Origin of the sequence: Rahnella aquatilis CIP 78.65 = ATCC 33071, from assembly GCF_000241955.1 — a bacterium.
Classification (GTDB): Bacteria; Pseudomonadota; Gammaproteobacteria; order Enterobacterales; family Enterobacteriaceae; genus Rahnella; species Rahnella aquatilis.
This window is the reverse complement of the sequence record NC_016818.1, coordinates 705,233-727,670: the sequence shown is the minus strand read 5'-3', so window position 1 is coordinate 727,670 and position 22,438 is coordinate 705,233. Positions and strand designations below refer to the sequence as shown.

At 54.5% G+C, this 22,438-nt stretch carries 17 protein-coding genes; 7 read left to right on the top strand and 10 right to left on the bottom strand.

Annotation, left to right across the window (positions count from 1 at the left end; all coding sequences use genetic code 11):
• Window positions 1-75 precede the first annotated feature (75 nt).
• Window positions 76-2,313: a GTP diphosphokinase gene (gene relA, locus RAHAQ2_RS03275; RefSeq protein ID WP_015695888.1), complete on the bottom strand. Its 2,238-nt coding sequence runs from the start codon at window positions 2,311-2,313 to the stop codon at window positions 76-78.
• A 9-nt stretch (window positions 2,314-2,322) separates the two neighbouring features.
• A complete protein-coding gene (rlmD, locus tag RAHAQ2_RS03270) occupies window positions 2,323-3,693 on the bottom strand; it encodes a 23S rRNA (uracil(1939)-C(5))-methyltransferase RlmD (RefSeq protein ID WP_015695887.1) in 1,371 nt (456 codons plus the stop codon).
• Between the two features lie 63 nt (window positions 3,694-3,756).
• Here rlmD and barA point away from each other — a divergent pair, with 63 nt between their 5' ends.
• Window positions 3,757-6,507, top strand: a complete 2,751-nt coding sequence (barA, locus tag RAHAQ2_RS03265; RefSeq protein ID WP_015695886.1) for a two-component sensor histidine kinase BarA — start codon at window positions 3,757-3,759, stop codon at window positions 6,505-6,507.
• Window positions 6,508-6,534: 27 nt separating this feature from the next.
• Here barA and RAHAQ2_RS03260 read toward each other — a convergent pair whose 3' ends face one another.
• The 5 genes from RAHAQ2_RS03260 to RAHAQ2_RS03240 form a co-directional block, all read right to left on the bottom strand.
• A complete protein-coding gene (locus RAHAQ2_RS03260) occupies window positions 6,535-7,842 on the bottom strand; it encodes an amino acid deaminase (protein ID WP_015695885.1) in 1,308 nt (435 codons plus the stop codon).
• Window positions 7,843-7,959: 117 nt separating this feature from the next.
• The gene (locus tag RAHAQ2_RS03255; protein WP_015695884.1) at window positions 7,960-9,099 is read right to left on the bottom strand and encodes a glycerate kinase; all 1,140 of its coding nucleotides are present in this window, start codon (window positions 9,097-9,099) and stop codon (window positions 7,960-7,962) included.
• 116 nt (window positions 9,100-9,215) lie between these two features.
• Window positions 9,216-10,154: a 2-hydroxy-3-oxopropionate reductase gene (gene garR, locus RAHAQ2_RS03250; RefSeq protein WP_269430062.1), complete on the bottom strand. Its 939-nt coding sequence runs from the start codon at window positions 10,152-10,154 to the stop codon at window positions 9,216-9,218.
• Window positions 10,138-10,908, bottom strand: coding sequence for a 2-dehydro-3-deoxyglucarate aldolase (garL, locus tag RAHAQ2_RS03245; protein WP_015695882.1), 771 nt, complete (start codon window positions 10,906-10,908; stop codon window positions 10,138-10,140). Before garL ends, garR begins: the two co-directional genes overlap by 17 nt.
• A gap of 57 nt (window positions 10,909-10,965) precedes the next feature.
• Entirely contained in the window at window positions 10,966-12,312 is a 1,347-nt protein-coding gene (locus RAHAQ2_RS03240) for an MFS transporter (RefSeq protein ID WP_015695881.1), read from the bottom strand.
• A 551-nt stretch (window positions 12,313-12,863) separates the two neighbouring features.
• Between RAHAQ2_RS03240 and garD the strand changes: the two genes are divergently transcribed.
• Complete coding sequence (garD, locus tag RAHAQ2_RS03235; RefSeq protein WP_015695880.1) at window positions 12,864-14,435, top strand: galactarate dehydratase; 1,572 nt, start codon at window positions 12,864-12,866, stop codon at window positions 14,433-14,435.
• A gap of 72 nt (window positions 14,436-14,507) precedes the next feature.
• Here the strand turns inward: garD and exbD are convergent, their stop codons facing one another.
• Together exbD and exbB are read right to left on the bottom strand one after the other, a co-directional pair.
• Window positions 14,508-14,942 (bottom strand): TonB system transport protein ExbD, encoded by a 435-nt coding sequence (exbD, locus tag RAHAQ2_RS03230; protein ID WP_015695879.1) that lies wholly within the window; start codon window positions 14,940-14,942, stop codon window positions 14,508-14,510.
• 9 nt (window positions 14,943-14,951) lie between these two features.
• A complete protein-coding gene (gene exbB, locus RAHAQ2_RS03225) occupies window positions 14,952-15,869 on the bottom strand; it encodes a tol-pal system-associated acyl-CoA thioesterase (protein ID WP_238532070.1) in 918 nt (305 codons plus the stop codon).
• A 522-nt stretch (window positions 15,870-16,391) separates the two neighbouring features.
• Here exbB and RAHAQ2_RS03220 point away from each other — a divergent pair.
• The 5 genes from RAHAQ2_RS03220 to RAHAQ2_RS03200 all read left to right on the top strand — a co-directional run bounded on the left by RAHAQ2_RS03220 (window position 16,392) and on the right by RAHAQ2_RS03200 (window position 21,487).
• Window positions 16,392-17,369, top strand: coding sequence for a TRAP transporter substrate-binding protein (locus tag RAHAQ2_RS03220; RefSeq protein WP_015695877.1), 978 nt, complete (start codon window positions 16,392-16,394; stop codon window positions 17,367-17,369).
• Window positions 17,370-17,425: 56 nt separating this feature from the next.
• A complete protein-coding gene (locus RAHAQ2_RS03215; RefSeq protein ID WP_015695876.1) occupies window positions 17,426-17,938 on the top strand; it encodes a TRAP transporter small permease in 513 nt (170 codons plus the stop codon).
• Between the two features lie 12 nt (window positions 17,939-17,950).
• Window positions 17,951-19,243 (top strand): TRAP transporter large permease, encoded by a 1,293-nt coding sequence (locus RAHAQ2_RS03210; protein ID WP_015695875.1) that lies wholly within the window; start codon window positions 17,951-17,953, stop codon window positions 19,241-19,243.
• Window positions 19,244-19,420: 177 nt separating this feature from the next.
• Window positions 19,421-20,614: a cystathionine beta-lyase gene (gene metC, locus RAHAQ2_RS03205; RefSeq protein WP_015695874.1), complete on the top strand. Its 1,194-nt coding sequence runs from the start codon at window positions 19,421-19,423 to the stop codon at window positions 20,612-20,614.
• A 213-nt stretch (window positions 20,615-20,827) separates the two neighbouring features.
• The gene (locus tag RAHAQ2_RS03200; protein ID WP_015695873.1) at window positions 20,828-21,487 is read left to right on the top strand and encodes a DedA family protein; all 660 of its coding nucleotides are present in this window, start codon (window positions 20,828-20,830) and stop codon (window positions 21,485-21,487) included.
• A gap of 9 nt (window positions 21,488-21,496) precedes the next feature.
• Here RAHAQ2_RS03200 and RAHAQ2_RS03195 read toward each other — a convergent pair whose 3' ends face one another.
• Window positions 21,497-22,432 carry an AraC family transcriptional regulator gene (locus RAHAQ2_RS03195; protein WP_015695872.1) on the bottom strand — a complete coding sequence of 312 codons (936 nt, stop codon included), beginning with the start codon at window positions 22,430-22,432 and terminating at the stop codon, window positions 21,497-21,499.
• Window positions 22,433-22,438: the final 6 nt, after the last annotated feature.

Below are 22,438 nucleotides of genomic sequence, written 5' to 3'. Positions count from 1 at the left end.
AGGTCTGTCCGTTTTTAAAAGGGGGTGACAAGCAAAAAAGAAAAGGCCCGGCGAACGGGCCTGAGAAGCATGTAATCAACTGCCATGAAGTCGTTTGGCTTCAATCACATCCGGCAACTGGTTCAGTTTGGCGATCACACGCCCCAGAACCTGCGGGTTGTAGATTTCAATATCCATGTCGATGGTCGCCAGTTGCTGGCGTGTGTCGCTGCGGCTGGCGACACCGAGTACGTTCACTTTTTCATTGGCAAGAATCGTGGTGATATCACGCAGCAGGCCGCTGCGGTCGTTAGCCACCACACGTACCACCAGTGAATACCCGCTGGAGTAACTTTCGCCCCATACGGCATCGACCACACGTTCCGGCGCATTCGAACGTAAATCTTCCAGCTGATCACAATCGGCCCGGTGGATGGAAATCCCGCGGCCCTGAGTGATGTAACCGACGATTTCGTCGCCCGGGATCGGCTGACAACAGCGCGCAATGTGGTGCATCAGATTGCCAACGCCTTCAACCACCACGCGGCCATTGTCTTTGGTACGGGTCGGTGGCGGCGTGGTTTTCTGCGTCAGCTGGCGCAGCGCTTCTTTATCCAGTTCTTCCGCACTCGGCTTTTTCAGCTGCGATTGCAGGAAGTTCACCATCTGATTCAGGCGGATATCACCGTTACCGATTGCGGCCAGCACTTCATCCAGCGAGTTGACGTTGTAGCGCGGCAGCAGCAGTTTCTCGGCATCTTTGATGCTGATATCCAGCCTGTCCAGCTCGTCATCAAGAATTTGTTTACCTGCAATAATATTCTTATCGCGATCCTGTTTACGGAACCAGTTTTGAATTTTCGAGCGTCCGCGGCTGGTCGTGACGTAACCCAGACTTGGATTCAGCCAGTCGCGGCTTGGGTTCGCATGCTTCTGGGTGATGATTTCAATCTGATCGCCCATTTGCAGCTGATAGGTAAACGGCACGATGCGGCCGCCAATTTTCGCGCCGATACACCGGTGCCCCACATCACTGTGGATGTGATACGCAAAGTCGAGCGGCGTGGAGCCCATCGGCAGGTCGATCACGTCGCCTTTTGGCGTAAACACGTAGACGCGGTCGTCGAACACCTGGCTGCGCACTTCGTCGAGCATTTCGCCCGAATCGGCCATCTCTTCCTGCCAGGCGATAAGTTTTCGCAGCCAGGCAATACGACCTTCGTAGCCCCCGCTGCGCCCACCGACTACAGCGGTGCCTTCTTTGTATTTCCAGTGCGCTGCGACGCCCAGTTCAGCATCTTCATGCATCTGACGGGTGCGGATCTGCACTTCCAGCGTTTTCCCGCGCGGCCCTAACACCACGGTATGAATCGACTGATAACCGTTCGGTTTCGGGTTGGCGACATAATCGTCGAACTCATCCGGCAGATGGCGGAAATGAGTGTGCACAATCCCTAACGCGGCGTAGCAATCCTGTAAACGCTCCACCACGATGCGCACGGCGCGCACGTCAAAGAGTTCGTCAAAGGACAGGGATTTTTTCTGCATCTTGCGCCAGATGCTGTAGATATGTTTGGGACGGCCGTAAACATCCACTTTGATGCCCTCTTCGGCCATCGCATTTTTCACGGTCGACACAAAATCGTCGATGTACTGCTCGCGGTCGATACGACGCTCATGCAGTAGTTTGGCAATACGCTTGTATTCGTCAGGGTGCAGATAACGGAAGCAGAAGTCTTCCAGTTCCCATTTCAGCTGGCCGATCCCCAGACGGTTAGCCAGCGGCGCATAGATATTGGTACATTCTTTGGCCGCCAGTACGCGCTCTTCTTCCGGCGCATCTTTCACTTCGCGCAGGTGAGCGATACGTTCAGCCAGTTTCAGCACCACGCAGCGGAAATCTTCCACCATCGCCAGCAGCATACGGCGGACGTTGTCCACCTGCTCGGAGGCCATGGAGTCGTTTTGCGTGGCTTTCAGCTGGCGGATGGCGTCCATATCACGCACGCCATGCACCAGATCGGTAATGCCTTTGCCGAACTGCTGGGTCAGGGTGTCTTCATCAATGATGCCGTCATCAACCAGCGGGAACAGCAGCGCCGCGCGCATACTGTCGTTATCCATGCTGAGGGTCGAGAGGATTTCAACCATCTCAAGACCGCGCCACAGCAGCAGCGAGGCGTCAGGATGGCCCTGCGTTTGTTGCTCGCAGTAGCGCCAGGTTTCGGCTAAACGCTCACATGATTGCTGGCTGGACAGTCCTAAACTGTTGATCCAGTCGTCGAGCGCGAACTCGCCAGCCGTGTTCAGATGTGCACTTCTTACCGCAACCATACCCTCTCCCTACGTTTCTGACACAACGCCTGTGTCAGACGGGTTGATAAACAGAGCCATCGATTCAAGGTGCCCGGTGTGCGGGAACATATCCAGCATGCGCACCTGAGCCAAACGATAACCCGCCTCCAACAAAATTTTACTGTCCCGCGCCAATGTTGTGGGGTTGCATGACACATACACCACACGCGCCGGGGCAAGCTTAACAATATGCGTCATCACGCCAGCAGCGCCGCCCCGGGCCGGATCCAGCAAGATTTTATTGAAACCTTGTGCCGCCCAGGGTTGTTTACTGACATCCTCTTCCAGATTCTCGTGGAAGAAGGACACATTCTCTAATCCATTATTGCGGGCATTATCTTGCCCATTCGCCACCAGTGTAGCAACACCTTCGACGCCGACAACCTGCTTAGCTCTTTTTGCCAGCGGAAGGGTGAAATTCCCCATCCCGCAGAACAAATCCAGCACGCGATCTTCCGGCGTCAGTTCCAGCCAGTCCAGGGCCTGCGCCACCATTTGCTGGTTAACAGCGTCATTCACCTGAATAAAATCGCGCGGGCCAAATTTCAGATTCAGACTATCAATCTGATAATAAGGGGGTTCGCCGCATAAAGGCTCCAGCGTCTCGCTGTCAGGTGCCAGAAAAATCGTTAACTGGTGTTGCGCCGCAAACGCCGTCAGACGCGCGCGGTCGGCTTCACTGAGCGGATCCAGATGACGCAGCACCAGCAGCGACCCGTTGTCGGCCAGCACCATTTCCAGATGCCCGAGACGCTTCACCGCAGACAGGGAGGACAGGCATTCCTGCACCGGCACCAGCAGTTGCTCCAGTTCAGGGCGCAGCACCGGACAACGGGTCACCGCCACCAGATCGTTGGAGCCTTCCTGACGAAATCCCATCACCAGCGGGCCACCGGCGGCCCCCGTTTTACGTCCCGGTTTAACGCCCGCGATTTGCAGCCCCAGACGCGCACGACGGCGATAGCCGTATTGCGGGCCGGCAATCACCGGCTGCGGATCCGCCTGAACCCCGGTTTCCCGGGAAATCAGACGTAACAATGCTGCCGATTTACTGCGCTGTTGCAGTGCCTCACTGGCGTGCTGCTGCTGACAGCCGCCGCAGGTGGAATAGTGCGGGCACACCGGCTTTACCCGATCGTCGCTGGTGGTCAGCAAACGTTTCAGCTTACCTTTGGCATACTTGCTTTTATCTTCTGTTAAAGTGACTTCTGCCTGTTCGCCGGGCAGTAAACCACTGACAAATACGGCTTTGCCATTGTGGCGCGCCACACCTTGCCCGAAAGTATCAAGGTCGGTGGCGGTCACAGTTATCGTTTGCCGGGTCGTCACGCGACGGTTCGGAGAGTAGAATTGAGCCATTATTGTCGATTACACGCTGGTTTATTAAGCTTACTTTAGCTAATTCTCCCACATTGGAACCTCATGACCAAATATAGCCTTCGCGCACGGATGATGATCCTGATCCTGGCACCGACATTAATGATCGGTTTGCTGCTCAGCACCTTCTTTGTGGTGCACCGCTATAACGAGTTGCAGAACCAGCTGACAGAAGCCGGAGCCAGTATTATCGAACCTCTGGCGGTCGCAAGCGAATATGGCATGACGTTCCGGGAACGCGAACCGGTGAAACGGCTGATCAGCCGTCTGCACCGTAATCATTCTGATATTGTGCGCAGCATCAGCGTGTTTGATGGTGAGAACAAGCTGTTTGCCAGTTCGACCAGCCAGCATGACGACAGTCCGTTGCAGGTAAAACGCATCGAAGACATTCCGCGTGAGCTGACCAAAACCCGTTCCGGCGATGTGCTGATCCTGCGCACGCCCATTCAGGCCGAAAACCATACGGAAGCGGATGACGAAACGTTCAGTGCCTCGCCGGACAACCGGCTGGGTTATATCGCCATTGAACTGGATTTACGTTCGGTAAAACTGGCGCAATATCAGGAAGCGTTCGTTTCCACCATGCTGTTGTTGCTGTGTCTGGGGATTGCCACGCTGTTCGCTTACCGCCTGATGCGCGATGTGACAGGGCCGATCCGTAATATGGTGAATACCGTTGACCGCATCCGCCGCGGGCAGCTCGACAGCCGCGTGGAAGGCAACATGCCGGGCGAGCTGAGCATGCTGAAAAACGGCATTAACTCGATGGCGATGTCGCTGACGGCCTATCACGAAGAAGTGCAGCAGAATATTGATCAGGCAACCTCCGACCTGCGCGAAACGCTGGAGCAGATGGAAATCCAGAACGTTGAGCTGGATCTGGCGAAAAAACGCGCGCAGGAAGCGGCGCGTATCAAATCTGAATTCCTGGCGAACATGTCCCACGAGCTGCGTACACCGCTCAACGGCGTGATCGGCTTTACCCGTCAGACGCTGAAAACGCCGCTGTCGCCAACGCAGGCAGACTACCTGCAAACCATTGAGCGTTCGGCGAATCACCTGCTGACCATCATTAATGACGTGCTGGATTTCTCCAAGCTGGAAGCCGGCAAGCTGGTGCTGGAGCATATTCCGTTCTCACTGCGTGAAATGCTCGATGAAGTGGTTATTTTGCTGGCGCATACCGCGCATGATAAAGGTCTGGAGCTGACGCTGAACGTGCACAACAACGTGCCGGAAAACGTGCTGGGCGATCCGATGCGCATGCAGCAAGTTGTCACTAACTTGCTGGGAAATGCGATTAAATTTACTGAAACCGGCAACATCGATATCAATGTCGAGCTGCGTTCGCAGAATAATTTGCAGGTGGAACTGGAAGTGCAGATCCACGATACCGGCATCGGGATTTCCGAACGTCAGCAATCGCAACTGTTCCAGGCTTTCCGTCAGGCAGATGCCAGCATTTCACGCCGCCATGGCGGCACCGGATTAGGGCTGGTGATCACCCAGCGTCTTGTGAAAGAAATGGGCGGAGACATCAGTTTCTACAGCCAGCTGAACCGCGGTTCGACCTTCTGGTTCCACGTGACACTTGAACTGAATGAAAACCGTCATATCACGCCGGTTTCCATGAGTCATCTTGAAGGCAAACGTCTGGCCTATGTCGAAGCCAACCCGGCGGCGGCGAAAGCCACGATGGAAATCCTGCAGGCCACGCCGCTGGATGTCACACATCGCACCACGCTGGCGGCGCTTCCAGACCCGTGGTACGACATCATGTTGTGCAGCATTCCGGTCAAACCGGATCAGGTTCTGGCGGACTATGACGGTAAATTGCAGAAAGTGCTGGGCATGACACAGCACCTGCTGCTGGCATTGCCGAGTCAGTTCCAGGTGGATGCCGAAGAATTGAAAAGGCGTGGCGTTCAGGCCTGTCTGATTAAACCGATGTCAAGCATCCGCCTGCTGCCGTTGTTGTTACATGAACAACCGGCTTCCGTCAGGGTGATCGGTAACGACGAAGATAAAACCTCGCGTCTGCCGCTGACCGCCATGGCGGTGGATGATAATCCGGCCAACCTCAAACTGATTGGCGCCTTGCTGGAAGAACTGGTGGAAACCACCGTGCTTTGCCACAGCGGTGAAGAAGCCATTGATGTCGCGCGTCATACCGATCTTGATATTATTCTGATGGATATTCAGATGCCGGATATTGACGGCATTCGTGCCAGCGAAATCATCCACCAGATGGCGCGTCATGCCAAAACACCGGTGGTGGCCGTCACCGCCCACTCGCTGAGCGGCGAACGTGAACAGTTACTGAAACTGGGCATGGACGATTATCTGTCTAAACCCATTGATGAAAGCATGCTGAAAAATGTGCTGTCACGCCATCATCAGCATCAGACTCAGCTGGATTCACCGCTGCAGGCCAACGAGTCACTCGCGCCGATCAGCACACTCGACTGGCAACTGGCGCTGAGTCAGTCAGCCAATAAGGTCGCGCTGGCGCAGGATTTGCTGCAAATGCTGGTGGAGTTTTTACCGCAGGTGGCAGAACGGGTAGAAGCCGTCACGCGCGGCGAACCGGACAACGATATTCTGGCGCTGATCCACAAGCTTCATGGCAGTTGCAGCTACAGCGGCGTACCGCGCCTGAAACAGTTGTGTTTCTACATTGAACAACAACTGCGTCAGGGTGTCAGCGTGGAAACGCTGGAGCCGGAATGGTTTGAACTGCTCGATGAAATTGACAACGTGAAGCGCGCGGCAGTGGCCTATTTACCGGGATAAAACGGGCCACCGTTAACAGGACAGGCTTCAGAACCAGGTCGTTACCGCGCCCGTGACATCCCACTGTTCATTCACCAGCAACAGCTGACGCCATTTGTCAAACGTCAGGCACGGATGGCAGATATCGAACACCAGCATATCGCCGACCTGCAAATCAGCCCCTTCCGGGATCGACATAAACGCATGCTGATCCATCATTGCGAACACTTTCCAGTCGTCAGGCGCAGGCACCACCGTGGTGTATCCCGCCTGCGTGGCGCTGCGCGGACGAAAATGTCCGGCAGCCTTCGGGTATCCGGCGTCATAACCGGCATCACGTTTGCCGAACGCGATAATCGCCCTGCCCGGTTCCGGCAAAGATTGCACGGCCGCCCAGACCTGCAACGCCGGCTGTAAGCTGCTGTTCATTTCACGCGCCACCGGATTGCTGGTTTGCATGCGTTCCAGCGCCGCCTGATACGCGCCAACGTCATGCGTCACGTAACAGCCGGAGCGAAGGATAATATCCAGCACGTAGTGTTTTTCAGCATCAAGATGCGTTTCTTTTCGTGTCAGTTCTTCCGCCACCACATCAAACCACGCGGAACCGGCACCGGTTAAAATAACCTGAGGTTCGGCAAATTCCCCGGCCTGCGCCAGCGCTTCGGTGCGCGACATGACGTGGCGCAGGAAGCGGCGGATCACCGCTTCATCATTGCTCACGCCTTCATAAAGCTCGACGCCGACCAGCGCCAGTGACTGCGGCCAGCGCTTCACCGCCGCCAGTACGTCGGCTTCCTGTTGTTCTGTACGAATACCGGTGCGCCCGCCCGCTATGCCATATTCAAACATCACGCGCAGTTTGAGTTGCTGGCTGGCAAAGTAGTGCCCGAGCGCATCAGCGTTATCGGCGGAATCCACGATGCAGGCAAAATCGAAGGCGTTATCCTCACGCAGCAGACCGGCGATGATCGCCATGTTGCCTTTCCCCACCAGCTGATTCGCCATGATCACGTTACGCACACCGTGGGCAAACGCCGCGCGGACCTGCGGTGCCGTTGCCAGTGTGATGCCCCATGCACCGAACGCCAGTTGCATCTGGTACAACTCAGGGCTCATGGTCGTTTTGCCGTGCGGCGCGAGTTTCAGCTGATAGCGCTGAATAAACTCACGCATCCAGGAAAGGTTGTGTTCGATTCGTTCTTCGAGCAGCACGGCCACCGGCAGGCTGACGTCTTCACGCAAAATATTCCAGCCCTGTTCACGGATATCGCCCATGCGCGCACCGTCACTCAGCGGCCCCAGACCTTTCGTTTGCGTATTAACCGGTTGCTGTGAAAAATCGATCTCTGACATACGTGTTTTCTCATTGGCGAATGTCTTTAAAACCTAACGTAAAAACGCCGGAAATAAAATACAAAAACCGGCGCAGGCTGGGCCTGAACACCGGTTTTTTATCCTGACTGCGGTCGGTTAAAGCTTTTGCGATAACTTAATGGTCGCGGCAATATTTCGTGCTGATTTTCGCAGGTTGTCTGCGGCGTTTTTCAGCGCATCATCGAGCGTACAAATGCTGTAGAGCACACTGAAAACGGCATCCAGACCATGGTCGTAAACGACATCAACATCTTTTGTCAGACTGCCGGCAATGCCTATCACCGGCTTGTTGTAACGCTTGGCCACCCGCGCCACGCCAATGGGGACTTTGCCGTTGATGCTCTGGCTGTCAATCCGCCCTTCACCGGTAATCACCAGCGTGGCGTCTTTCACCAGCTCATCCAGCCCCAGTGCATCGGTGACAATCTCAATGCCCTGACGCAGTTCAGCATGACAGAACCCGTAAAGTGCCGCCCCCATGCCACCGGCCGCGCCGGCGCCCGGGACATGCTCAACGTCAATGCCCAGATCCTGCTTGATCACCCGGGCATAATGATGCAGATAGCCGTCGAGCTGTTCAATCATCTCCGGTGTCGCGCCTTTTTGCGGGCCGAAGATGGCGGAAGCCCCGTCCTTGCCGGTCAGCGGATTCGTGACGTCACACGCCACTTCAAAGCGGCATTTTTTAATTCTCGGATCCAGCCCGCTGATATCGATATGATGCAGTTTTTCCAGCTCGCCGCCGCCCTGACCAATCGATTTACCCTCTTTGGTCAGCAATTTTGCGCCCAGCGCCTGCATCATGCCTGCTCCGCCATCGTTAGTGGCGCTGCCGCCAATCCCGATAATGCAGTGTTTTACGCCATGGCCGAGGGCTGAATGGATCAGTTCCCCTGTGCCGTATGACGTGGTTCTCAGCGGATTACGTTGCGCCGGAGGAACACTTTCCAGCCCGCTGGCCGCTGCCATTTCAATAAACGCGATTTTCTCATCCCCTGAGAGGCCGAAGAATGCTTCAAGCGGTGTGCCCAGGGGTCCGGTAACATTCACCTTCACCACCCGTCCGCCGGTAGCCGCCACCATGGCTTCTACCGTGCCTTCGCCACCATCGGCAACGGGCAACTTGACGTACTCCGCCTCGGGGAAAATCTCACGGAAACCACTTTCGATGGCTTTTGCCACATCCAAAGCAGACAAACTTTCTTTGTATGAATCCGGTGCGATCACTATTTTCATAAAGTCATTACCTTCATAAACTGCACGCGCCGATGTGGAAAAGCGTCCTGTCAGTTTTGCATCCTGCCTGCAGGGCCACGCGCCTCCCGTGTCGGGTGCCGCGCGGCCGCCGCAGACTAACGGGTAACTTCAACCTTCGCTAAGGTTTCATAATAGCGTGCAATGGCGCTATGGTCAGATTGCCCGTGACCATCCGCTTTCAATGCCTGCATCATTTCCATGACCAGCGAGGTCAGAGGCAGTTGTGCGCCGACACCGTGTGAGGTGTCCAGCGCGTTGGCTAAATCTTTGATGTGTAAATCAATACGGAATCCCGGCTTAAAGTTGCGATCCATCACCATTGGTGCTTTCGCTTCCAGCACGGTACTGCCCGCCAGGCCACCACGAATGGCCTGGAAAACCAGATCCGGATCGACGCCCGCTTTGGTTGCCAGTACCAGCGCTTCTGACATCGCCGCAATGTTCAGCGCCACAATCACCTGGTTCGCCAGTTTGGTCACGTTGCCCGCACCGATATCACCGGTGTGCACCACGGAACCCGCCATGGATTTCATGATTTCATAGCATTTATCAAACACGGCTTTGTCGCCGCCCACCATCACGGACATGGTGCCGTCGATGGCTTTGGGTTCGCCACCGGAGACCGGCGCATCGAGCATCGCGATGTGTTTAGCAGCCAGCGCTTCACTGATTTCACGACTTGCCAGCGGGGCGATAGAACTCATGTCGATGAAAATCGTCCCCGGCCGCGCGCCCTCAATCAGACCATTTTCACCCAGCGCCACCTCTTTCACCTGTGGCGAGTTTGGCAACATCGTGATGATCACGTCGGAAACCGCCGCTACCGCTTTTGGCGTGTCTGCTGCCGTCGCGCCGAGTTTGACAATTTCGCCTACGGTATCCGGATTGCGGTCCATAACGACCAGCTCATAACCTGCTTTCAGCAGGTTTTTGCTCATAGGCTTGCCCATGATGCCTAAACCAATAAAGCCAATTTTCATGCGGGTATCCTCTTTATATTGATGTAATGAGAGCGGATCACTGGGTGAAGCGATCGCACAGCGCCTGAGTTCCTGCGCGGAAAACGCCTAAATCACTGCCGACGGCCACAAAGGTCGCGCCCCACTCCAGATAACGACGGGCATCCGCTTCAACCGGTGCCAGAATACCGCTCGGTTTGCCGTGTGCTTTTGCACGCGCAAAAATGTGACGGATGGCGGCCTGCACATCCGGGTGCCCGGCATTGCCGAGATGCCCCATGCCTGCGGCCAGATCACTCGGGCCGACGAAAATGCCATCAATGCCGTCAACGGCGGCAATGGCATCCAGATTGTCGACGCCCTGCTGGCTTTCGATTTGCACCATCACTGCGATGTTGTCATTGATAAGGTTGAAGTAATCCGGCACGGTGCCGAACATGTTGCTGCGATGCGAAACGGAAACGCCACGGATCCCGGCTGGCGGATAACGGGTAGACGCTACAGCCAGTTCTGCCTGCTCCTGCGTTTCCACAAACGGGATCAGGAAGTTGTAGAAACCGATGTCCAGCAGACGTTTAATCACCACCGGATCATTAAATTGCGGACGAACGACCGGCGCGCTGCGGCTGCCTTTCAGCGCCATCAGTTGCGGCACAAACGTGCCAACGTCATTCGGCGCATGTTCACCATCAAGCAGCAGCCAGTCAAAACCCGCCACACCCAGCACTTCAGTTGAAATCGGGCTGGATAATGCTGACCAACAGCCAATCAGGGTTTTTCCTTGCAATAAGTCCTGACGGAACCGGTTTGGAATCATTTGGTTACTCATATCTGACCTCATAAAAGGGGGCAGAGCCGGGATGCCCGGATTACCCCGCATCGCAATTTACTGTTTCTTAAGTTCCAGACGTTTGATATCGCCGACCACCAGCAGATAGCAAAGCATCGCCATCAGTGCTGAACAGCCCACAAAAATTAATGCCATATTGAAAGAGTGCAGACCTTTCACGATGTAACCGATCACCAGCGGCGTCACGATGGATGCCACGTTACCGAACACGTTGAAAATGCCGCCGCACAGGCCAATGACTTCTTTTGGCGCGGTATCCGCAATCACCGGCCAGCCGAGCGCCCCGAAGCCTTTACCAAAGAACGCCAGCGCCATCAGGGTGACGACCAGTACGTTATTGTCCGTGTAGTTACACAAAATGATGCTGGTGGCTAATAACATGCCCAGCACGATAGGAATTTTACGCGCCACAGTCAGCGAGTAGCCGCGTCTGATCAGAAAATCTGAGAACACGCCGCCCAGCACACCGCCCGCAAAACCACACAACGCAGGGATTGCAGCAATCATCCCGACTTTAAGAATAGACATGCCTTTTTCCTGAACCAGATAAATCGGGAACCAGGTCAGGAAGAACCACGTAATACTGTTAATAAAATACTGCCCGAAGAAGATCCCCAGCATCATGCGGCTGCTCAGCATCTGACGAACATAGCTCCATTTCGGGCCGCTGTTTGCGCTGTCCGTTTTCTTATGGTCAATGTCGACAACGGCACCGCCGTCTTTCAGATACTCCAGCTCACTTTTAGAGATATTCGGATGTTCCGGCGGGTTGTGAATAAATTTGATCCACACCAGCGTCAGCACAAAACCAATCACGCCCATGACGATGAAAACATGTTCCCAGCCCCAGGCGTAGGTCAGCCAGCCCAGTAATGGTGAGAACAGCGCCAGCGAGAAATACTGTGCGGAGTTAAAAATAGCGGAGGCCGTGCCGCGTTCCGTGGTCGGAAACCAGGCTGCCACGATACGGGCGTTTGCCGGGAAGGACGGGGCTTCTGAGAAGCCGAGCATGAAACGCAGCATGAACAGCGTCAGTGCGCCGTATGCCAGCGGGAACCAACCCACAAAGCCCTGCAACAGGGTGAACAGCGACCAGAAGAACAGGCTGTAGGTGTACACTTTTTTGGAGCCAAATCTGTCCAGCAGCCAGCCGCCGGGCAATTGCATAATCAGATAAGCCCAGCCGAACGCGGCAAAGATTTGTCCCATGTCGGCAGCATCCAGGCCCAGCTCACGCGCGACCTCAGTTCCCGCGATAGAGAGCGTTGCGCGGTCAGCATAATTCACCGCCGTGATTAAAAAGATAATCAGCAGAATATAGTAACGGATATGGGTCCGCACCTTACTCTGCGCGATTGTCCGGGACTGAGATTGAATGTTCATGGTGACCCTCATTGTCATAATGCGAAAATTTTTCAGGCAGCTTATCGCTATCGAAATAACGTTTTTCATTCACCTGGGGTTATTCGCCGTACAGTTTCTTAATTCGAAACAGGCAATAAATGCTTTATTTATGATCGCCTGAAATTTACCTGTATTACTTTCAACGTCACCTTCAGAGGGCCAGAACAGTATAAAAAAGAGGCCCGGAAATAACACTGTGCATTCGCCCAAGAATAGCCCTGCTGATTGTGACTATTCTTTTGCATACACACATCGGTGTGGGAGGAGAATCACAGATTGTGCAGAGGTGATAACCGCGCAAATCAAAGGGTGATTTACATCACATTTATTCTGTCAACTGCCACACAGAATGACGCTCATCAGGCAAAAAGCTGGTCAGTTGCACAATGAGGTTCCCGGAAGACTGCCTTATAATGGACACCATACCCTGTATTACCCGAGCATGTTTACAAGAACATTATTGAGCGCCCACTTCAGAGAATTAACCGGAATTTTTTGTTCCGGGATGTTTAATAAACGCGGAGACAGTTATGTCACGTAATAAAGATAAAGAACACGCTACCGAAGCGCTTTTTATTAAAGTTCATGAAAGCGATAACGTGGCGATTATTGTGAATGACAATGGCTTAAAAGCCGGCACCCGATTTGCTAATGGTCTGGAATTAATTGAGCATATTCCGCAAGGCCATAAAGTGGCGTTAGAAACCATTGCCAAAGGCGGCGACATTATTCGTTACGGAGAAGTCATTGGTTATGCCGTACGGGATATCGCACAGGGCGGATGGATTGACGAATCGCTGGTGGAATTACCGGTTGCCCCTGAGCTGAACAGCCTGCCGCTGGCCACCCGTGTGCCGCCAGCGCTGCCACCGCTCGAAGGTTATACCTTTGAAGGTTACCGCAATGCCGACGGCAGCGTCGGCACCAAAAATCTGCTGGGGATCACCACCAGCGTGCACTGTGTGGCGGGCGTGGTGGATTACGTGGTGAAAATCATTGAACGTGATTTACTGCCGAAATTCCCCAATGTCGATGGCGTCGTGGCACTGAATCACCTGTACGGCTGCGGTGTGGCGATTAACGCCCCTGCGGCGATCGTGCCGATCCGCACCATCCACAATCTGGCGCTGAACCCGAACTTTGGCGGCGAAGTCATGGTGGTCGGCCTGGGCTGTGAGAAATTACAACCGGAACGTCTGCTGGAAGGCACACCGGATGTGCAGGCGATTTCACTCGATGACACGCACATTGTGCGTTTGCAGGATGAGCAGCATGTCGGCTTCCAGTCAATGGTGGACGATATTCTGACCGTCGCACAATTTCATCTGGAACGCCTGAACCGCCGCCAGCGCGAAACCTGCCCGGCTTCCGATCTGGTGGTCGGCACGCAGTGCGGCGGCAGCGACGCCTTCTCAGGCGTAACCGCAAACCCTGCTGTCGGTTACGCTTCTGATCTGCTGGTGCGCTGCGGCGCAACGGTGATGTTCTCGGAAGTGACAGAAGTCCGCGACGCCATCCACCTGCTGACACCGCGTGCCGCTGATGTCGACGTGGGCAAACGTCTGCTGGAAGAAATGGCCTGGTACGATAATTATCTGTCGCTGGGTCAGACCGACCGCAGCGCCAACCCGTCTCCGGGCAACAAAAAAGGCGGTCTGGCTAACGTGGTTGAAAAAGCGCTGGGCTCCATTGCTAAATCCGGTACCAGCGCGATTTCAGAAGTGTTGTCTCCCGGACAACGTCCGACCAAAAAAGGCCTGATTTTCGCCGCCACACCTGCCAGCGATTTTGTCTGCGGGACACAGCAACTGGCTTCCGGTATTACCGTTCAGGTATTCACCACCGGGCGCGGTACGCCATACGGCCTGCTGGCCGTGCCGGTGATTAAAATGGCAACGCGCACCACACTGGCAAACCGCTGGCACGACCTGATGGATATCAATGCCGGGACAATTGCGACCGGTGATGCCACTATCGAGGATGTGGGCTGGGAACTGTTCCACTTCATTCTGGACATCGCCAGCGGCCGCAAGAAAACCTGGTCAGACACCTGGGGCATTCACAATGCGCTGGCGGTGTTTAACCCGGCACCGGTGACCTGAGTGACCCATCTTCAGATAAACGAAAGGCCAGCAAATGCTGGCCTTTTTTGTGCGTCTGATTTGATTCACAACTTACTGCGCCGCCGTGGCACCGGTTTGTTCTGCGCCGACCAGCCCGACTTTCAGGTAACCGGCTTTACGCAGGTTATCCATCACACTCATCAGCGTTTCGTAATCAACACTCTTATCCGCACGGAAGAAAATCGTACTCTGTTTATTGCCCTGAGTACGCTCATCCAGCATGGCGGTCAGATTACTGCCGTTCACGGGTGTGTCGCCGAGAAACAGTTGCTTGTCCGCTTTTACCGACAGGAAAATCGGTTTCTCCGGACGCGGCTGCTGTTTCGCCGTCGAAGCCGGTAAATCCACCCGCACATCCACGGTGGCCAGCGGTGCCGCCACCATAAAGATAATCAGCAATACCAGCATGACGTCGATAAAAGGCGTGACGTTGATGTCATGCATTTCACCACTTTCGTCGATATCGTCGTTTAACCGAATAGCCATAATCTGTTCTTACCCTACGCGTAACTGACCTGTCTGACCGCGTGGCGCATTGCCTTCGCTGGCAGCCAGATCCAAATCACGGCCCTGTAACAGGATAATCTGCGCCGCCACATCGCCTACCTGATGACGGTAAGAGGTAATGGTACGGGCGAAAATGTTGTAGATCACCACCGCAGGAATGGCCGCAACCAGCCCCACCGCCGTCGCCAGTAAGGCTTCGGCGATACCCGGTGCGACGACTGCCAGATTGGTGGTCTGCGTCTGTGCGATACCGATGAAGCTGTTCATGATGCCCCATACGGTACCGAACAGGCCGACGAACGGCGAAATAGCCCCGATGGTCGCCAGAATACCGTTACCACGGCCCATGTAACGGCCAGCGGCGCTGACGCGGCGCTCAAGGCGGAAACCGGTACGTTCTTTAATGCCGTTGTTGTCCGTTGATCCGGCAGACAGTTCCAGCTCGTTCTGCGCATCGCGGATCATCTGCGCGCTGATGCTGCTGGCGGCAAAACTTTCAGCCTGCTCGGCGGCTTCGTCCAGAGTACGAACGGAAGACAACGCATCAAATTCACGGCGCATACGACGTTTACCCGTGAAGACTTCTGCACCCTTGCTGAATAACAATGCCCAGGTGACCACAGAAGCCAGCAGCAGACCGATCATGACGGTCTTCACCACCACATCAGCGTGATGATACATGCCCATAACAGACAAATCGGTTGGAATGACAGGTGCCGTCTCTGTTGGCGCGGGTTGCATCACCGGAGCACGCGTGGCGTCGCCGGTCGCCGGTGCAGCCGGTGCCGGTTGGGTTGCAGCAGAACTGACGGCTTGTCCAGCCGGCGTCGCAGGTGCAGCCATCGCGTTGCCGCTCAGACCAGCAACCAACATTAACGACATCAGTAATGAGGTCGCCTCTTTCATCTTATTGCGAGCCGTTTTCACGCGTCGCCTCCAGCCAGAATCAGTATGTAAAAGGAATGAATAACGCCGAATGATATCAAAAAAAAAGCCCTAATTGATAGTCGTTCTCATTATTATTTACATTGTCACGCCTGGCGGCCAGCGTGTCATTGACAGATGACAAGGTTTTTCCTGTTTGTACAAGGGTTGAACAATTTAACCTGCGTCACACTTTCAAAAAAAATTACGCAGTAAATCAATCATCTGAATATCATTACTCAAGTCAAAACAACGTTTTAAATATTAAGCAACAGCTTTTTACATTTGTTGCTAGTTTGTGATAACGCTCAAATACCGCACAACGAAAAATAAGGTAATGTGCTTCCACTGGTGAAAACCGCACACCGGCGCGTCATGTATCCCTATCATTTAAAAGCTTATTTAGACATTTTTCAAAATGAATCGGCAACGCCTCTGCGCCCGTCCAGTTCGATACTTGTTCACATTTATCTTTCTCTTACCGAGTACCCTGGAGACAAACTGATGAAAATGCAAAAAGCACTTCTCAGCCTTTGCCTGAGTTCCGCGACCCTTTTATTTACACATGGCGTGTCAGCACAGACGCTGAAAGCCGCTGACGTACATCCGCAAGGCTATCCCAACGTCGTCGCCGTTCAGCACATGGGCGAAAAACTGCAAAAACAAACGGACGGACGCCTCGAAATTAAAACGTTTCCGGGCGGCGTGCTGGGGGATGAAAAGCAGGAAATTGAACAGGCGCAGCTCGGTGCGCTGGATATCATCCGTGTGTCGATGACGCCGGTTGCTTCGATTCTGCCGGAAATTAATGTGTTCACCCTGCCCTATATTTTCCGTGACGAAGACCATATGCACAAAGTGCTCGACGGTCAGATCGGTAAAGAAATCGGCGATAAAATCACCAGCAACCCGAATTCGCGGCTGGTCTTTCTCGGCTGGATGGATGGCGGCACGCGTAACCTGATCACCAAAAAACCGGTGGTGAAACCGGAAGATTTGCACGGCATGAAAATCCGCGTACAGGGCAGCCCGATTGCGCTGGCAACGCTGAAAGCGATGGGTGCAAACCCGGTGGCAATGGGTGTCAGTGAAGTATTCAGCGGCATGCAGACCGGCGTCATTGATGGCACCGAAAACAACCCGCCGACATTTGTCGCCCACAACTATCTGCCGGTGGTGAAAAACTACACCTACAGCCGCCATTTCATTATCCCGGAGTTGTTCCTGTATTCAAAAGTGAAATGGGACAAACTGAAACCGGAAGACCAGCAGTTAATCCTCAAACTGGCGAAAGAAGCGCAGGATGAACAACGCGAACTGTGGAAAGCCTATAACGAGAAAGCCCTCGCCACCATGAAAGCAGGCGGCGTGCAATTCTATGAGATTGACCCTGCGACGTATGTCAAAGCCACGCAATCCGTGCGCGATGAATTCGGCAAAGACCATCAGGATCTGATGCAGCAAATTGCTGATGTTAAATAAACCCTGACACCGGCAGCCTGCGGGCTGCCTCTTTCTGATCACTCGCCGGGGGATTTATGGTTTCGAGTTATCACACCCTGATGGACATTCTTTACCGCGGCGCGATGTGGCTCGCGGGTATCGCGTTGCTGCTGATGGTGGCGGTGATCCCGGTTGGGATCTTCGCCCGTTACGTGATGAACAGCGCCCTGTCGTGGCCGGAGCCGATCGCGATTATGTGCATGGTGACGTTCACCTTTATCGGTGCCGCCGTCAGTTACCGCGCCGGTTCGCACATTGTGGTGGCCATGGTCACTGACCGCCTGCCGCCTGCGCTGAAAAAATTCTCAGCCCTGCTTGCTGACCTGATGATGCTGGCCATCAGCGTGTTTATTTTCTGGTACAGCCTGCAATTGTGCAGTGAACTCTGGCAACAGCCGGTGGCGGAATTCCCGCTGCTGACCGCCGGACAGACCTATCTGCCGCTGCCTGTAGGTTCTGCATTGACGCTGTTATTCATCATTGAGCAGATCATTGCCGGCCCGCAACATCAGCGGCCTGTGGTGATGCTGGGCAATTCTGACGCCTGACCGGAGCCTGTTATGGATGCATTAATCTTATTGTTAACGCTGGCCGTAATGCTGGCGATTGGCGTGCCGGTCGCTTACGCCGTGGGGCTGAGTGCACTGGTGGGTGCCTGGTGGATTGACCTGCCGTTTGAAGCGCTGATGATCCAGCTCACCAACGGTGTGAACAAATTTTCCCTGCTGGCGATCCCGTTCTTTATTCTGGCGGGTGCGATCATGGCCGAGGGAGGGATCGCCCGCAGGCTGGTCAGTTTTGCCTATATCTTTGTCGGGTTTATCCGCGGCGGGCTGTCGCTGGTAAATATCGTGGCATCGACATTCTTCGGAGCAATTTCCGGTTCTTCCGTCGCAGATACCGCGTCTATCGGTTCGGTGATGATCCCGGAAATGGAGAAAAAAGGTTATCCGCGTGACTTTGCGGCGGCGGTCACCGCCAGCGGCTCGGTGCAGGCCATCCTGACACCACCCAGCCACAACTCGGTGATTTACTCGCTGGCGACCGGCGGTACGGTGTCTATCGCCGCGCTGTTCATCGCCGGTATTTTGCCCGGTTTATTGCTCAGTCTGACGCTGATGGTGATGTGCGTCGTGTTCGCGCACAAACGCGGTTACCCGAAAGGTGAGCGCGTGCCGTTCCGCCAGGCGCTGAAGATTTTTATCGATACGCTGTGGGGCCTGATGACTATTGTCATCATCATGGGCGGGATCCTCAGCGGGATATTTACCGCCACGGAATCCGCAGCGATCGCCTGTTTGTGGTCATTCTTCGTCACGATGTTTATCTACCGCGATTACAAATGGAGCGAACTGCCGAAACTGATGTATCGCACGGTGAAAACCGTCAGCATCGTGATGATCCTGATAGGCTTTGCCGCCAGTTTTGGCGCGGTGATGACCTACATGCAGTTGCCGATGCGCATCACCGAATTTTTCACCTCCATTTCTGACAACAAGTACGTGATCCTCATGTGGATCAACATCATGCTGCTGGTGATCGGCACGCTGATGGACATGGCACCGATCATTCTGATCCTGACGCCGGTGCTGTTACCCGTCGTGTTATCGCTCGGCATCGACCCGGTGCATTTCGGCATGATCATGCTGGTGAATCTGGGGATCGGCCTGATCACGCCACCGGTCGGCTCGGTGTTATTTGTCGCCAGCGCGGTCAGCAAGCAAAGCATCGAGAATGTCGTCAGGGCCATGATGCCGTTCTACTGCGTGCTGTTTGTGGTGCTGCTACTGGTGACGTACATCCCGACCATTTCGCTGTTCCTCCCCAAACTGTTTGGCGTTTATACCGGCTGAGGTCAGAACGTGTTTCTCCCTTGCCCGTCGTCATGACGGGCTTTTTTTGCCCGGCTGGCTGAAATTTTCTCATCCACCCGCCAAAAGCCTGATCCCTTAAATTCATCATGTTAAGTTAATGGTATATCAGCGGATGTCAGAGCGCGCCGCGCTACAAAACAGGGTGAAATACGGATTATGTCGTCTAAGAAAATTGAAACCGCGCTGGTCAGCGCCGGACGTGACAAGAAGTTCACACAGGGTTCAGTGAATGCCGTGATCCAGCGCGCCTCGTCGCTGGTGTTTGATACCGTGGCTGACAAGAAACACGCCACCGCCAACCGCGCCAATGGTGAGCTGTTCTACGGACGCCGTGGCACACTGACGCATTTCTCCTTCCAGGAGGCGATGGTGGAGCTGGAAGGCGGCGCGGGCTGTGCGCTGTATCCGTGTGGCGCGGCGGCCGTCAGTAACGCTGTGCTGTCATTTGTCAGCAGCGGCGACCACATTCTGGTGGCCGGTTCCGCCTACGAACCAACGCAGGATTTCTGCGAAAAAGTGCTGAAAAAACTCGGTGTATCCACCACTTATTTTCCGTCCACTGTCGGTGCAGCGTTAGGTACGCTGATGCAACCCAACACCAAAGTGGTGTTCCTGGAATCGCCGGGCTCGATCACCCTGGAAGTCCCGGATATTCCGGCGATGGTGCAAGCCGTGCGGGCAGTGAACCCGGACGTTGTCATCATGATCGACAACACGTGGGCGGCGGGTATTCTGTTTAAAGCGCTGGAATTCGATATCGATATTTCGATTCAGGCGGGCACCAAATATATTGTCGGCCATTCCGATGCCATGATTGGCACCGCTGTGTCGAACGCACGTTGCTGGGAGCAACTGCGGGAACATTCGTATCTGATGGGCCAGATGGCCGATGCCGACACCGCGTATGTGGCGAGCCGCGGTTTGCGCACCCTGGCCGTGCGGCTGAAACAACATGCAGAAAGCAGTCTCCGCATTGCGCGATGGCTGGCAGAGCGACCGGAAGTGGCAGTGGTCAATCATCCCGCATTACCCGGCAGCAAAGGCCATGAATTCTGGAAACGTGATTTCACCGGCAGTTGCGGACTGTTCTCTTTCGTGCTGAAACAGCGTCTGAGCAAACAGCAACTTTCCGACTACCTCGATCACTTCGACCATTTCAGCATGGCCTATTCCTGGGGCGGTTTTGAATCACTGGTTTTGGCCAATCAGCCGGAAGAAATTCAGGCGATACGTCCGGCTGAAACCGTGGATTTCAGCGGTACGCTGGTGCGGTTGCATATCGGGCTGGAAAATTGTGACGACCTGATCGCCGATCTTTCAACAGCCTTTGAACGGATTACGACATCCTGAGCCATACAGATTGCGACCCACCGCGCAGATCGGTAAGGTGTCTGACGTATTTTCGTTCGCAAAATGAGAATAATCTGTAAGCTCTCTCCAGCCCCGGTGAAATCTGCCGGGGCATTCTGTCTTTTTCGCAGTAGCCGCAGATCAACGTCTTCCGGCGCAAATCGCGGTACACTGGTAAGTGACAGTTTTTAATGAACAGAAACAGGACAGAATATGGCCGTTATTTGCGACATTTTTCATGCGCTCTGGCAGCATGATTTCAGTATGCTCGCCGACCCGAAACTTCTCTGGGTGATTTACGCGGTTCTGTTCGCCACGCTTTTTCTTGAAAACGGACTGCTTCCCGCCTCTTTCCTGCCCGGTGACAGCCTGCTTCTGCTGACCGGTGCGCTGATTGCCAAAGGTGTCATGAGCTTCTTCCCTACCCTGATTATTCTGGTTATCGCTGCCAGCCTGGGCTGCTGGCTGAGCTATATTCAGGGCCGCTGGCTCGGACATACCCGGCTGGTGAAAGGCTGGCTGCTGCAACTTCCGGCGCATTATCATCAGCGCGCACATCATATGTTTATACAACACGGGCTGATGGCACTGCTGGTTGGCCGTTTTCTGGCGTTTGTCCGCACCCTGCTGCCTACCATGGCGGGCATCTCAGGGCTGAACAATGCCCGCTTCCAGTTCTTTAACTGGCTGAGCGCCATTTTGTGGGTTGGTGTGGTGATCTCCCTCGGGTTCGCACTGAGCCACATTCCGCTGGTCAAACGCCATGAAGATCAGGTCATGGCGGGGCTGATGATTTTACCGGTTCTGTTGCTGGTGATGGGGTTGTTTGGCGGGCTGGTGGTGGTATGGAAGAAACGCAAATGCCGGGCCTGAACTCACTGTTCAGGCTTTCAACGCCACATCCGCTAACGCCAGCACACCGGAACTCCCTTCACGCAGACGCGCCATCTCATCACTCGGTGTGACGCCGAAATAACGCTTAAATTCGCGACTGAACTGCGAGGCGCTTTCATACCCGACCTGGAGTGCCGCCACGCTGGCTTTCACACCATCAAAAATCATCAGCGTCCGCGCGCGGTGCAGACGATAAGTTTTCAGGTACTGCAGCGGTGAGGTGCTGGTGACGGCTTTGAAATTATGGTGAAACGCGGAAATACTCATGTTCACTTCACTGGCCAGCGCTTCCACACTCAGATTGTCGGCGTATTGCGCTTCAATCCTGCGCAGGGATTTGGCAATCTGGCTGAAATGCGTATGGCGGTTAACCAGTGCCTGTAACGCCCCGCCGTTTTCGCTGGTCAGAATAAAGAACAGGATTTCGCGGATAATCTTCGGCCCCAGAATACGGGCATGTAGTGGCTTATCCATCACATCCAGCAGACGCTCCGTGGCACACAAAATATCGCCATCCAGTACGCCGGAGTTGATACCGGTTGAAGGTTCTTTCTGACGTACCACGCTTTCGTCGCCCATATCCATCAGTAAATCCTGCAACATCAGGTTATCAATACTGATCTGAATCCCGGCCAGCGGCTCTTCGGGGCTGCTGAAGGTTTCACATTCGAAAGGCAGCGGCACGGTCAGCATCAGATAATTGTGCGGATCGTAAGAAAAGGTTTTCTTGCGCAGATAACCGACTTTTCGCCCCTGAAAAAGGATCACGATGCCGGGATTATACAAAACAGGCTGACGGGGATGGTATCGCGTGGTGTACATCAGCGTCACCTGCGGTACTGCCGACGGTGTCAGGCTGTTATCGCCGCTGAGTTGCGCGACTCTGGCTGCCATACGGGCGCACAAACTGTTCACGTTTTCCATCATTTC